Origin of the sequence: Peribacillus sp. FSL K6-1552 (genome assembly GCF_038005205.1) — a bacterium.
In the GTDB taxonomy this organism is placed as follows: domain Bacteria; phylum Bacillota; class Bacilli; order Bacillales; family DSM-1321; genus Peribacillus; species Peribacillus butanolivorans.
In genome coordinates, this window is record NZ_JBBOST010000001.1 from 3167550 (window position 1) to 3181389 (window position 13840).

Genomic DNA, 13840 nt, shown 5'->3' on the forward strand with positions numbered 1-13840 from the left:
TCCTTCCCTCTATTCGTAAAATTCTAAAGGAGTGAAATGAGTATGCCTCATAAAATGACGGTAACTGGAAAACCTGTAGGTCCCTTATGTCAGAAAGGCTCTTTTTACACGTTTGATATGGAGGAAAGTGGTTCTCCCTCTTCCCCAAAGGGGCTTCCAGGGGGTTCGACAATTACGTACACAGTCTTTCTCAATCAGAAACAACTTCAAAAATCTGGCCTTACGGCCAAAAATATCAATCAACAAAAAATCATGGTGCAAGGCGAACCAACATTGGATGTACCCGTGGAGGATTGTCCAGGGGAAATCGGATTGATCTGTTTTCAAGTGTCCGTTCTCCCTGAAAAACCTGAGAAAAAGGCAACAATCAAGCCAGTGAAGAGTCAAGCAGCAGAAAAGCCAAAAGAAAAACCAAAAGCTCCAAAAGGAACCGAGGATTTTATAGCCATGAAAGAAATCGTGGTTCCAGAAGCGTTTTTAAACTCGCACCCGAATCCTGAAAAAACGCAGCAAGTGGTGAACTTTGTTAAACAGAACGGCCATTTAGATGAACCTATAACCATTAACCGGGAGACAAACATGCTGACAGACGGTTATAGACGGTACATCGTGGCTCAACAGCTTGAGTTAGAAATCGTCCCTGTTATCTACGAAAAAGAAACAGCTCCAATCAAAAGTGAAAAAAACATATAGGTATTTTAAGGGCGCTAGGAGGCCGAATAAGCGATTTTTACACTAAAGCCCTATTTATGGTTACCGATTTAAAGAAAAACGTGGTAGAAAGCTAAATAAAGAGAAATTAGAACGAATAAAGCTTCTAAGACACCTGTTTTTCTTATTTTTTTCCAGAAGATTATGTTATACATAGAAATCACTAGAGTCCTTTTAGGGCTTTTTTTTACGGAAGAGGTACAAATTGCTCTAATGGCAGAGCCGAATAAGCTTGATCCATGAGTTTTTTAAAGGTCCCTGTGAAATAAGAAAAAGAGCTGCTGAAGCAACTCCCTTTTTGAAGAAAAGCACCCGTTAGCCATCCATGAAGCGCAAAAATCAGCGCTTCACCACAGAGAATGAAAATTGGTTTCTAGGTCGATAATCTTTTAATGGCTGGCGAAGAAGGTTGTTGAACTATGGTGCCTTTGAGCCCATCCGTTAGTCTGACTCCGACGACCACGGTGTACCACCGACTGTCGCGCCCTTTATGGGTAGCACTCATGGGAGATTAATCCTTTTTTGGTCGTCGCGCTAGCCTCTACTTAATTTGCTATAATTGGAGGTTTTTGTTTAACGATTTACCAAACTCAATCAGATCACTCATAAGGTTCAGCCTTTTTTAAAAAGTCATTTTCTGGGTCTATTTTTGTATGCTCTTTTTTGGTTTTAAGAATATTTTAATTTTCATGGGAGTGAAATAAATCTTAGAGAAAAGTCACAATAAATAGTAAGCCTATACCAATAAGAACTCCACCAATCAACTCATAGTTGCCCAACAAGAAGAACAATTTACTTTTGTTTTTAAAATCGAATGAAAGAATCCTTTTTCTTAACCAAAATCCAAAAATGCCAATAAAAAGAAATGCGAAAAGAAGTAACATTGGAGTATTTTTAATATATCGTTCACTCCCCATTTTTCACGCCTACCAGTAATCACCAAATAATAATGATTGATTTATTTGGTTTAGCCTCTTAACCCACAATTCGAAAGAATACTATACTTCTAGTGAATATTTTTGCACTAGAACCAAAATATCTCTATCAATAAAAAATACTTACCTTAATAATTTTTGCAATTGAGTCATTGTGATTGGATAACTTTATATTTAAATTGTTGCATGAATGATCCATGTTTAAGATTACTACGTCACCTTGATCTAAAACAACAGTCTCTTTTTCATCTATACTTATTTTACTTGTTCCTTTGACACAATAAAAGGCTTCGGATCTATTCGTAGATTCCCTATTATCCAACACTTCATGTTGGATCCCATTATTAATATGAATCATGTTAAGGTCTCCCTGGCATCCTTCTGCTAACATCAAATTAAAATCCGTAACCCTCCCAATACTTCGGGTTGTCCAGCCGCCATCAAACCGATCCTGTTCAAATGGCTTTAAATGCACATGGTGCTTTCCCTTATGTTGAAGCAACATTTCTCCATCAAGGATCATGATAATTCTCTGAATGCCTGGAAGATGAGTAAATAAGGATTCGTCTACCTCAACATCTGCGGTGCTTAACCGCCATTTGAAATCACGCTTCGAGTAATCTCCATTTTCAGGATAAATAGCAAGTTGAGTTGTTTTACCACCTGACCAAAGGCTTGTTATTTGTTCACTTTTTCTTATTAATTTTAGTAAATATGCCAACTAATTTCTCCCCTTTTATTATTACATTACTTCAGTTTAAACCACGCCCAATGTAGATCAAAATTGGTGTTATGTCAATAGGATGGATACGATACACAGAGAGGAATAGCTGAGCTTAGCTGGTTTAGTTCTATTAAAAAAGGCTGCCGCAGCAACCCCTGTTTTTGAAGTAATGCACCTGTTAGCGTTGTAGATGCAGAATTTATGGAAATGTTATCAGACGTTAATAAAGAACATGACGAAGCATTCAAGGGATTGGTGGATAGATAATATGACGCACTTTGTCATTCCCCCTTATTTTGAATAATGAACTGGCTTGAGACCTATTCATTATTCGACTTACCAATTTTTTTGTTTAATGACTTGGTTCTGGCTCAGTATTGTTCCTGTAATCTATTTTTGTTGCTTTTTCGTTTGTTGTTTTTCCAGTATCTTTTGGTACTAATGCTATTATAGATATGATTGAAAGTATACCGAAGATTACGTTTGCGATAATACCACCAGTTGCAGCAACTTCGACACTACTAACAGCTGCAATGGCACCATAAACAGTAGCAGAAATCGCAACTCCGAACGCTCCACCTAGTGAGCTAGCCATTTTGTAAACCCCTGCTGCTGCTCCAACTTTATCAGGAGGTGAATTAGATACAGAAGTATCTGTAGAAGGGGTTGCGTATATTCCAAGTCCAAGACCGAATAAAGCAAATCCAATGAATACGGCAACAGTATAGGAAAAACCAGGTAAGAATGTTAAGCCCATTAGTGCACAACCAACTGTCGTTATTATAGCTCCCCAAATCATTGGAGATTTTGCCCCGGATTTTTGTAAAATTTTCTCACCAACACGAATCATTGCAAGTACTGCTATTAAATACCCGATTGATAACAATCCAGATTGGAAAGCCGTAAATCCGCGACCAACTTGAACATACGTATTAGCAACCACTAGTGTTCCAGCTACAGCGTTTAACAAGAAATTGGAATATGTGGCTCCTGCGTATGGTTTATTTTTAAATAAAGAGAAGTCAATTAGAGCTATGTCATTATTTCTTTCCACTTTGACGAATACGATAATCCCAATGATTGTGATAACCGCACAGACTAATGTAATAGTACTTGTCCAACCCCAATCTGCTCCGCGAGTAATGAAAAGGTTTAATGCAAGCATCGTAATGATAAAAATAACTAATCCGGTATAGTCAAATTTAAAAGCACCAGTTGATTCTGCTTTACTTTCTGGAGTGTCTTTAATAAGCCACATCGCAAGAAGAGCGAAAATAATCGAAAAGATGAAAATCCATCTCCAGCCCATATATGTTGCTATGGCACCACCAGCAAGTGAACAAACACCTGAACCACCCCAAGAACCAATGGACCAGAAACTGAGGGCACGTTGGCGATCAGCCCCCTCATAATAAGCTTTCACTAAAGCAATTGTTGCTGGCATAATACATGCTGCTGAAATCCCTATGAGGATTCGTCCGATAATTAATAATGCTGCGCCTTGAGTCAAAACAATAAGCAAGGAACCGATAATGCTTAAAATTAACCCTAAATACGTAATTTTTTTACGTCCAATCTTATCTGCAAGGCCACCAGCTGCAACGATAAACATACCTGAGAACAAAGCAGATAAACTAATTGCTATGTTTAATGTGCCAAGTGAAATGCCTAAATCTTTCTGAACGGCCGGAACAACATTGACCATAGACTGGGCAAAGAGCCAAAATGTGATGACCCCAAATACAATTCCTGTAATCATTTTATTTGTGCCTTTATAACTTGTTGTTTCCATAATTACACCTCCATTATTAGCGTGTTTGTTAAGGACGATTGCATGGCCTTTCCACCCAATAAATAGAAAAGACCCTACACGCTCAGTTAGTTTTCATAGAACTTTTTACACTACCATTTTTATCCGACTAAAAATGACGCAGTGATTGATTATTTATATGATCCTGTTTAAATATTTGCAGATTAATTCTAAAATATTCTGCAAAGGATCACTCATCCATAACTATGCTAAAGTGAAAATTCCCTTTTTTCGCAAATTCACTTGCTTTTATTATTGTATAATAAACAAAAAAGAAGACACCTTCTTACTAAAGAAGTGCGCCCTTTAATGGATTAACTAAAATATAGCCTCAGTTGTTGGTTTGGAAAAAAGGTTGATTAAAAAGATGTTTCAAAAACTGATTTTAATAGAAATAAAAAGAACCCATTTTGAATAAGCCTAACCAAGGACCTACGAAACCAGGAATGATATTACCGTACAATACCAAATGGAGTATCGCGTCTGTTAATCATACCTGCTAACCAGCCAATAATTAATGACCATAAAAATGTCATTTTTCTTCCTCCTTTGAATTTCCTTTTTAAAGATATCGATCCGTGATGTACTTTAACCTTTGAACTTTCGGCTAAGTAAGTTTTGAAATCACTCCTATGCAATAAATAAATGGTACACGGAATTTACTTTTAAAAGCATAATCGTATAAGCCTTCAAACATTTTTTAATTATCCTTTTTGAGTCACTCCCTTTTTGACGTCACTTTCTATTCGGTGATGCCGGTGTTCACAATACGAACCTTCATATCAAATTCAACAGGAACGGTTGGGTAGCGGTCTTTCCATGCTTCTTTATCAAAGTTCCGAAAATGGCTCCGGACTTTTTCGCCGATTCCGAGCGGATCAATCTTTAGCTCCTGAAATTTCCTCATCATCTTTTCCGCTCTTTTCGTGGTTTCTTTGCTCCATTCCTGCTCCACTTCTTTCATGGTGTTCCCTTTCATCAGCACGCTGGAAGCATCTTTAACCTCTCCTATCAACGAGACATGAACCGACACCCGCGGATTGTCTTGGCTGCCGGACACTTTATATTTCACTTTGGATCGAATATTTTCAGTAGCAATGTACTTTTTATTTTTGAAGCTTATTTCATACGCGCCTGTTTTAGTCTTTTCGTAAAAGAGTTTAAATACATAACTGTCCTTATTGGAAAGCTCTCCTACGTAGAGATCATCCTTAAAAAGAGCGAGACCTTTATATTGAATATGATCGTCTTTTTTCCCGATAATAGGTAGAAAAGGATCTTGAGCGAACCCGTCATATTGATCCAGGAAAGCATGAACAGTTGGCTGAGGAACAATGTCTTTCAGATTTCTCTCCATGAAATCGGAAAGATATTGAGCAGATGTCGGCGCATTAGGATACTTAAAAGTTAACAGCTCCTCGACGCTGCCGTCGACGACCGCCATGTAAACATCTCTGCCAATATCGGTAGAGCGGCCGAGTGGATCAGTAAGCTCGGCGACTCCGTGTTTTGCCAGATCTTTACTAATCAAAAAATTCTGCAAACGTCCCGTGGCAAGTCTTCTTTGGGACTCCATCTGCTGCTTTTGTAAGATGTCTAGAACGGTATGGCCGACCGCCGTAAAGAAGGCATTGAGCGGCTGAACATCTAACCCCGCAGGATAAAAAGGAGCGGCGGCTGTTCCCTTCATCCGGTCCTCGTCCACATAGTCATAACCAATGGCGGAAACGTGCTGGATATCTTCAAGTATCTTTGTTTCAATCGAATAATTGAACAGCAGGATGAGCGTAAAAATGCTCCAAAAGAGGTACCTTATCATGACGTTCGCCTCATTTTACTTTTAATCATTTGGTAAAAGAAGAGAAATGGAATGTAAGCATAAATGACGTAAAGGCTCACCAAGCCCATTACTGTATTTAGCTGCTCGATCTGCTCGCGGTTTTTCAAGAGAACAGCCACAACAGCTGTCATGATGATAACGAAAATAAGGCTATGTTTTTGCTTCACGGTAAACAGCTGCTTTAGTCCTCTCGTGCCGGCCCAAATAAATATACAGACACTATTAAGAGCGTTAAACAGCCAAAGGGAGAGCCCCATAAACTCAAACCTTTCAAGAAAAGGAAAATCAGCAATTTTCCAAATAGTTAATGTCGGCCAAATCGACTCAAGTAATTGAGCCTTAGTAAAGTACATAAGGGAAACGATCATTATTACTAAATAACTAAAAGTACTGAACGCCGCTCCATAATGCACCCACTTTTGCGAGCTTGGAGCATTTTTTATAAAAGGATAAAAGAAAAAAAGTGTTTCAAATCCCGTTAAACTATACGTCATCTTTTTTGAGGCGGATAAGAACTCAACTGCGGTATGATCCAAAATAGGCAAAAGATGAGAAAAATGCACGTGCCGTAAAGGGAACTCTAACATTATAAAAAATATAGGAGTCGTTAAGATGAAACTGAGGAAGCAAATCCCAACAACGACTCGAAAGCCTCCGATTACATACACATAAACGAGCGAAGAGAGAATCAGGGCCATATACCATGTTTCCAATTGCGGAAAGATCCAGACTTGAATCAATTCGATATAACTACGGAACACCGAGACAGCCAAAGTCAGCAAATAAACAATCAAAGCCAAACTGAGGAGCCCTCCAAGCCCTTTTCCAAACAGTTCCTTGTGGATAACAGTAATATCATTCGTTCCTTTATTTAATATTTGATAAATCATCCACAAGACAATGTGAATCGAGAGACCGGCGATAATAACAGCGATCCAGGCATCATTGCCCACGGCTTTAACAATATACCGTTGAAAGCTGAAAACGCCCAAGCCAAATTGCGCCGCTACTATAAGATAAAAAACAAAGAAAGGAGAGACTTTCCGGCTCTCCGGCGGTAAGGGCAGCATACAGCACCTCCATATGCAAATTAGTCGTCAATATCCCATTCTTTTTTTTGCGGAGCCTCCTGCTGAAATCTCACACGGTCTTTTGCTCTTATTTGGAGGGGACGGAGTGCTTGCTTGCTGAACGGCAGTCGAATAATAGAGTCTTTGAAATCCTTCACGCGCAAAGGATAGATCGGCTCAAGAAAAGGACGACCGAGAGAAGTCAGCTTTAATAAATGAGACATAAGAAAAGCAAAGCAGACGGCGACTCCGACAAGGCCTAGCAGCTGGGCAAGCAGGATAAATGGAAAGCGGATCAGGCGGATCACGTTGCTAAGTTGGTAGATAGGCGTAGTGAAAGAAGCAAGCGCGCCCGTGGCCACAACAATGAGCAGTACATTGCTCGTCAAGCCTGCTTGAACGGCCGCTGTTCCGAGCACTATACCGCCGACAATCCCAATCGTTTGGCCAATCTTTGTCGGCAGCCGGGCGCCTGCTTCCCGCAAAAGCTCAATCGCCAATTCAAGGAGAACAGCTTCCAAAAAAGGTGGAAACGGAATACTTCCCCGTGATGTAATCAGCAAGCTGAGTACATCACGAGGAATCATTTCATAATGATAAGTTAAAATGGCTACATAAGTCGATGTGGCTAAAACAGAGAAAAGAACCGCAATGAGCCGGAGGAGCCGGAAAGCGGATGCGACATTCCAAATGGAAAGATAGTCTTCAAATGCCGTGAAAAATGTAATGAGTGACACGGGACCTGATATCGCAGTGGGCGATCCGTCCGAAAAGATGGCAACTTTCCCTTCGGCGAGTAAGGCGGCCAGTCGATCAGGCCTCTCTGTGTCGACTAACTGTGGGAATGGCGAGTTTTTATTATCGGCAATCATTTGGCTGAGAAACGAACTGTCGGCAATTTCATCGTATTCAATCCCTTGAATCCGCTGGATAACCGTATTCACGTTGTCCGAGTCAGCGATTCCTTTCACGTAGACGACCGCGATCCGGGTTTTTGATAACTTTCCGACCATCAGTTCTTTTACCTGCAGTTCTGGAATCGGTAGACGTTTGCGCACAAGATTTAAATTTGTATCGAGTGATTCAACAAAGGCTTCCTTCGGACCAACGACTGAGTATTCCGTTTCCGGAGTGGCTACTTGCCGTTTTTCGACAGCTGGTGCCGGAACAGCCAGGCAGGCAGGCTGCCCTTCTTTCTTGTAAAAAATCAAGTTTCCGGTCATTAATTTATCTTGAATATCCGGTATATTGTCCGTAATAGAAAGATCCTCGATCAACAGCTTTTCTTTTATTTCTTCTAAAGTAGAAAGCTCTTCTTTAACTGTAGGGAGAATATCGTGGTGAATAATCTCTGGTTTAACTAAAGTTTTAAAATAGGCAATGAAGAAGGGCGAGTTTTCATAAAGACTGAAAGTAAGAAAGTCCGCTGACTCTCCGCACACTGTTAAAAGCTTGGCAAGCTCGCTTTTTTGAAAAGCTGAATCGTTTTTCGGCATTGGAAATTTCACCTCCCTTTACTATTACTCTGGGGAAAAGTAAATTCAATAATTTTAATATGGGTATAGCAAACAAAACTTATACACATTATCAATGTTGAATAACAATAAAATTGTATTATTTAAATAAAGGGGTCTTACAAAATCCCCATCAAGCTAAGCGTCCATGTGTTAATTTAAAGTCTATTCTCTTTATTTTGCTACATTAATACTAAAATTGCGCATGAAAAAAACCCATTAAATAGGGTTTTTAAATAATATTGGGCAAATTTGAGTTTTTGTGACATCGAATGATCAATGACAACACCTAAGATATCAAAGACCGTTTTCTTGTTATAACGATGACATTTCCGTCCATTTTTCTCCAAAAGGTAATACAGACGAAGAAAAGTCTTTGATATACGTTTTTATAGTAGGATGAAGGAGCTTTACTAGGTTTAGACTTCCAATTTTTTAATTTATTTTTCAAGTAATCCTTTAAAATGGTAGAAAACGCCTTTCAATCTGCTAAACAACCACTTCTTGATAAGAATCGTCCTTCAGCGGTTTTTGCAACAAATGATTTAAAAGTAATGAGTATTTATCTAGCAGTTGCTGAGATAATTGTTCAAGACTCAGTAGTAAGCGTTTAGCATTTTTCAAATAGCCAAAGCCGGATTCATTGCTGAATCCGGCTTTGGCTATTTCTACTATTTTTCGAAAATTGCATTTGATAGAAGACGGAACAAGTAATCCGGGTGGTCGCGGAAACCTGCTTCTAACCCAATAAGAGTTACATCTTTATTCTGTTCTTTTACGATTACGGCTTGGCCCTTGGCGGTTATGTTATTTTTCCAGTGACCTGCTACGAAGAAATTATCTGAATCTGCAAGGGTCGCGACGACTTCATCATTATCCGTACCCGTGAACCATGTTGGACGATAGACAAAGCCGATATCATCCTCTCCATATCCTGCTGTTAAACCGGTTCCCTCATAATCGACTTTTACGATACCATTACTGTTGGAACCTCCTACATTAATGATGTCGTCTGTAAGACCAAGTGTCTTAGTTGCTCTAGATGCACCAGCACCTACAGCTATATATTTGCCTCCTTCATTTAAGAAGCTTGTCACATTGTCTTTAAACGCATTAAGTTGCCCGTCGTTCTGTAATCCAAATTCTTTATTAGCTTCAGATAGGTTGGTAGAAATGAGACTTTCCGTTCCACTATAGACAAAAATATCAAAACCGTTAAGGGTATTTTTAGCCACTTCGACTGGCGTAACTTCTGTCACATCAAAACCTAGTCTTTTCAAAGCGAGCTTTGTTCCTGCGTGTGATTTCTGTTTACCCATACCTCCATCCTTTAATATAGCTACTTTTAAAGACGTAATAGCCACTGCATCTGCTGGTACCTCAGCAGTTCCAACCTGTAACCCAGATTCTTTCACCGCTGCTGAAACCTGATTAGCTACTGCTTTTGCAAAGAAGTTGCCTTGTGCATCACGTACTATAGGTATTCCTTGCTTAAGCAATGCATTTACTAAATTTACCGATTGGACAGAGCTGTTCGGAATCAGAAACTGTCCTTTTCCTGAAACCGTTCCTTGACCTGTAATCTGTTTTACTTTCGTTGTATTGACTTTAATAGGATTTTGTGTGGCTACTGCCTCGAATCCCCAAAGCTCCGGTAAACTCCATGCGGAAATGTCGTACATTGCTGGGGTATCGTTCGTGATGTCTTCCCCATCCCAGAGCATCGTGTTTGCTAATCCGGCTTTCGCCTGATCCATCTCAACGAGATAAGTTCCTTTTGGATATGACACTCCATCCGCTTCAAATGCATTCACAGCTTGAACAACTTCAATATCATTATTGATCAAATGATTTACTGCCTTATTCGTAACATTCGGATCCATAGGGTCTAGTGGAAGTATGTAGTTTTTTGGAAATAACCCTTCCTTCTGAAAAGGATGGTCAAAGTTAATTCCTCTTTTAAAAACTTCAATTTGATCAGTAATCATGGATTGCTTGTTATCTGTTGCAAATTTCAGTGCCCCCATAATCGAATTATACATCCATCGTACGCCATCCCAATCATTTGTTGGAGCTTCTAATGTATGACCGTAAGCACCATGGTACATCGCATACATTGGTGTGAAAATTGGTGGGTAATCATCCCAGCCGGCGGAATCATCGCGCAGCGGAATATAGGTACCTTTCATGTTTTGATACAAGGATCCTGAATAGTTCTCATGATCCTTCATTATTTCCGCTTCCATCGCTTCTGCCTGTTTATAGGCCCATTTTCCGTATAAGTCATACTCGTAATTAGGATTATGCGGTGGCGTACAAGGCTCAATTAACCCCTGCAGATTTGGCTGATAATTCTTCACATAACCATGAGTATCAAGGAACACCATCGGGTTCCATTCTTTAATGAGCTCAACCATCTCTTTTGTTTCTGGCTGCGACTGGGTGATAAAGTCACGATTTATGTCAATTCCTTCGCCATTAAAGCGGGTGGCATCAATACGTCCATCAGGGTTTTGTACGACATTGAAAATAAGAATATTATTCCCTAAAACATCTTTGGTTGTTGCATCATTTTGGGTAGCAAAACGTTCAATTAATTGAAGGATTGCATCGCTTCCGACAAATTCAGTCCCATGAATAGAACCATTAATCATGATTGGAACTTTAAAGTCAGGATTATTGGCAACCCATTCTTGAGCTTTGCCCGGATTCTTAAACATTTGCTTTCTAAGTGCCTTCACTTTTCCGAACTTCCCTTGCGTTGTTGGGTCAGCAATCGTGACAACGTAGAGTGGGTTTCCATCAGCTGATGTTCCACGGACTTCAACTTTCACACGGTTTGAAAGTTTTTCAATCTCTTTTAATTTGGAACCAATTTGTGAGAATTTCACAAAGTTATAGTTTTCGCTATTAAACTTGCTTCCGTCCTGTTCCTCATATGTATTCACATTTGTCCATTGAGGTTTCTCAGCATGTCCAGAACTCCACGGAATTACTGTTAGCAAACTCACAGCCATCAGGCCGGATAATGCTTTTTTCTTTTTCATCCTAAAACCTCCAGTATGTATATATAGTGATTTTTTTGTATATATTAATTTATTAATTAATACATAGTTTAATTGAATACTAATGGGCTGAACAAATTCTGTTGAAAGCGCTTTAATTTTATAACATAGAACAAACCACAACGTTAAAAATATTCTGCATAAAATTTGATAAGCTCCCCCAGCAAGTAATGCTACATAAAGTTGACCTCCGAAACTAGTGCTGCAATAGGAGCGAATCCAATAAAATAAACATTGAACGACTTGGTGGAAACGCAATACCTAAACCCGCATTCCCAGCGGCTACTGCAGCTGCTTTAATTCCTTTCTAGACTAATAAATTTCTCCTTTTCTGCATCCTACTAATATTTCCTTTCTAAAAAATAAATTTCCATCATGTTTAAGAGTATCGCCTCCTTATTAAGAAATAGTAACCCACAAACTTAGATAATTGTTTTATAATATTATACACTTATTTTTGTGTAAATTAAGAATTTTCAGTTAATAATAACTGAATTTTTATCCTATTTTCATCACTTCAGAAGCATGTTAGTATTTACAAATAATTTCCATACGCTTCTAAATCGGTAAAAAGCTCGTTTAACTGTTTTGTAGTTTGTCCCCAACGGTCAAGTTACATGGAAAAGCCCTCGAATTCTATGAAATTCATGGGCTTTTTGATTTCCTCTTATCCGTATTATGTGAACAAAAGATCTCTTTTAGGTTTGCTTCATCCAAAAATCCTTGATAGAAACAATAAGGATAAATCTTTATAAACGAGTTTGAACTCACCAACATCCCATGTGTTGCCACATACACTCTGCACATGTTGTGACTGTGGTTTTGCTGACAAATGTAAAGATTTGTTATAGGCTAATAGAGATGGATTTGATGGTCTTAAATCTTAAGGGGAAAAACCTCCAAAAAGAAGGAAGTGTTAAACGATGAATTTACAAATGGTTATGCAGGAGCTTGAAGTTCTCGGCAAGGAACGAACCAAGAAAATTTACGAATCCAATGGCGCGCACGAGCCGCTTTTTGGCGTGGCTACAGGCGCTATGAAACCGATCGCCAAGAAAATCAAAAAAAATCAACCTTTGGCTGAGCAGCTTTACGCCACAGGGAACTACGACGCAATGTACTTTGCAGGCATAATTGCAGACCCAAAAACAATGTCTGAGGCGGATTTTGAGCGTTGGATGGATGCGGCATATTTTTATATGCTGTCCGATTATGTGGTTGCAGTAACTTTAGCTGAAACAGATATTGCACAAGACGTTGCCGATAAATGGATCGCAAGCGGTGAAGAGCTGAGAATGTCAGCGGGCTGGAGTTGCTACTGCTGGCTTTTGGGAAATCGCCCGGACGATGAATTTTCCGAAAGCAAGATTGCCAATATGCTTGAAAATGTGGAAAATACGATTCACGATTCTCCAGAACGAACTAAATACGCTATGAATAATTTTATTTACACAGTGGGGATTTCATATTTGCCGCTCCATGATAAGGCGGTCGAGACCGCAAAGGCAGTAGGCCCAGTAGAAGTCAAACGGGACAAGAAAAAAAGCAGTTTCCTCCTCGCTTCCGAAAGTATTCAAAAGGAAGTAGATAAAGGGCAGCTTGGTTTCAAACGCAAAAATGTAAGATGTTAAATAATAGCCTTGCATCGCGAACTATCTTCAATTATCGGGCGCTTTGGAAGAAGGATCACAGAAATGATCAAACTTTTTTATAAAGCTACATCTATTAATAATAATTCTTTTCCTTTTTATTGATTGCGTTCGTTTAAGTATACTTTTATGAACGGTAGCAACAATGCTATACCGCCTATTTCGTAAATTTTATACGCTAAGAGAACTCCAACCTAAAAAGTCGATCTCCTCTACGTTAAGGAATCGACTTTTTTACTTTTTCTTATAGAACTAACGCACCCGTTAGTTCTATAAGAAAAATTTACCGCAGCAACTTTGAGTCTTTTACAAGAAGTAGAAATCCCTTTCATTATTTGAATTTGTCAGGGTGTTCTACATAGAACTCTAAATACCCACAGTTAGAACAAACATAAGGAGATACTTTGCTGTAAATCGGACTATCCGTGAAAAAACCTCTTGGTTCTTTATTTATCTGAAATTCTCCTTGAATTCCAGAAATATAGGCTCTCGTAAGTTCGTTGCCGCATTTGCTACAAGTTT

8 protein-coding genes and 1 pseudogene are annotated in these 13840 nt (G+C 39.1%); 2 read left to right on the forward strand and 7 right to left on the reverse strand.

Translation table 11 applies throughout. The features are described from left to right. The first annotated feature begins 42 nt into the window (after window positions 1-42). On the forward strand, window positions 43-693 hold the full coding sequence (locus tag NST21_RS15230) for a plasmid stabilization protein (RefSeq protein WP_340889981.1): 651 nt from the start codon (window positions 43-45) through the stop codon (window positions 691-693). A 1062-nt stretch (window positions 694-1755) separates the two neighbouring features. On the opposite strand, the gene NST21_RS15235 is transcribed toward NST21_RS15230, so the two are convergent. The 7 genes and pseudogenes from NST21_RS15235 to NST21_RS15265 all read right to left on the reverse strand — a co-directional run bounded on the left by NST21_RS15235 (window position 1756) and on the right by NST21_RS15265 (window position 11651). Further along, window positions 1756-2367, reverse strand: a complete 612-nt coding sequence (locus NST21_RS15235) for a HutD/Ves family protein (protein WP_340889984.1) — start codon at window positions 2365-2367, stop codon at window positions 1756-1758. A 355-nt stretch (window positions 2368-2722) separates the two neighbouring features. After that, window positions 2723-4162, reverse strand: a complete 1440-nt coding sequence (locus NST21_RS15240; RefSeq protein ID WP_340889987.1) for an MFS transporter — start codon at window positions 4160-4162, stop codon at window positions 2723-2725. 415 nt (window positions 4163-4577) lie between these two features. Then, window positions 4578-4716 (reverse strand): annotated as a pseudogene (locus tag NST21_RS15245) (GlsB/YeaQ/YmgE family stress response membrane protein); the annotation flags it as partial. Between the two features lie 206 nt (window positions 4717-4922). Continuing rightward, window positions 4923-5999 (reverse strand): Ger(x)C family spore germination protein, encoded by a 1077-nt coding sequence (locus tag NST21_RS15250; protein ID WP_340889989.1) that lies wholly within the window; start codon window positions 5997-5999, stop codon window positions 4923-4925. Next, window positions 5996-7090, reverse strand: a complete 1095-nt coding sequence (locus NST21_RS15255) for a GerAB/ArcD/ProY family transporter (RefSeq protein WP_340889991.1) — start codon at window positions 7088-7090, stop codon at window positions 5996-5998. The genes NST21_RS15250 and NST21_RS15255 overlap by 4 nt, the downstream gene beginning before the upstream one ends. Before the next feature lie 20 nt (window positions 7091-7110). Further along, window positions 7111-8586: a spore germination protein gene (locus NST21_RS15260; RefSeq protein ID WP_340889994.1), complete on the reverse strand. Its 1476-nt coding sequence runs from the start codon at window positions 8584-8586 to the stop codon at window positions 7111-7113. A 689-nt stretch (window positions 8587-9275) separates the two neighbouring features. Then, entirely contained in the window at window positions 9276-11651 is a 2376-nt protein-coding gene (locus tag NST21_RS15265; protein ID WP_340889997.1) for a M14 family zinc carboxypeptidase, read from the reverse strand. A gap of 941 nt (window positions 11652-12592) precedes the next feature. Between NST21_RS15265 and NST21_RS15270 the strand changes: the two genes are divergently transcribed. Then, window positions 12593-13300, forward strand: a complete 708-nt coding sequence (locus NST21_RS15270; protein ID WP_340890000.1) for a DNA alkylation repair protein — start codon at window positions 12593-12595, stop codon at window positions 13298-13300. Window positions 13301-13840 lie beyond the last annotated feature (540 nt).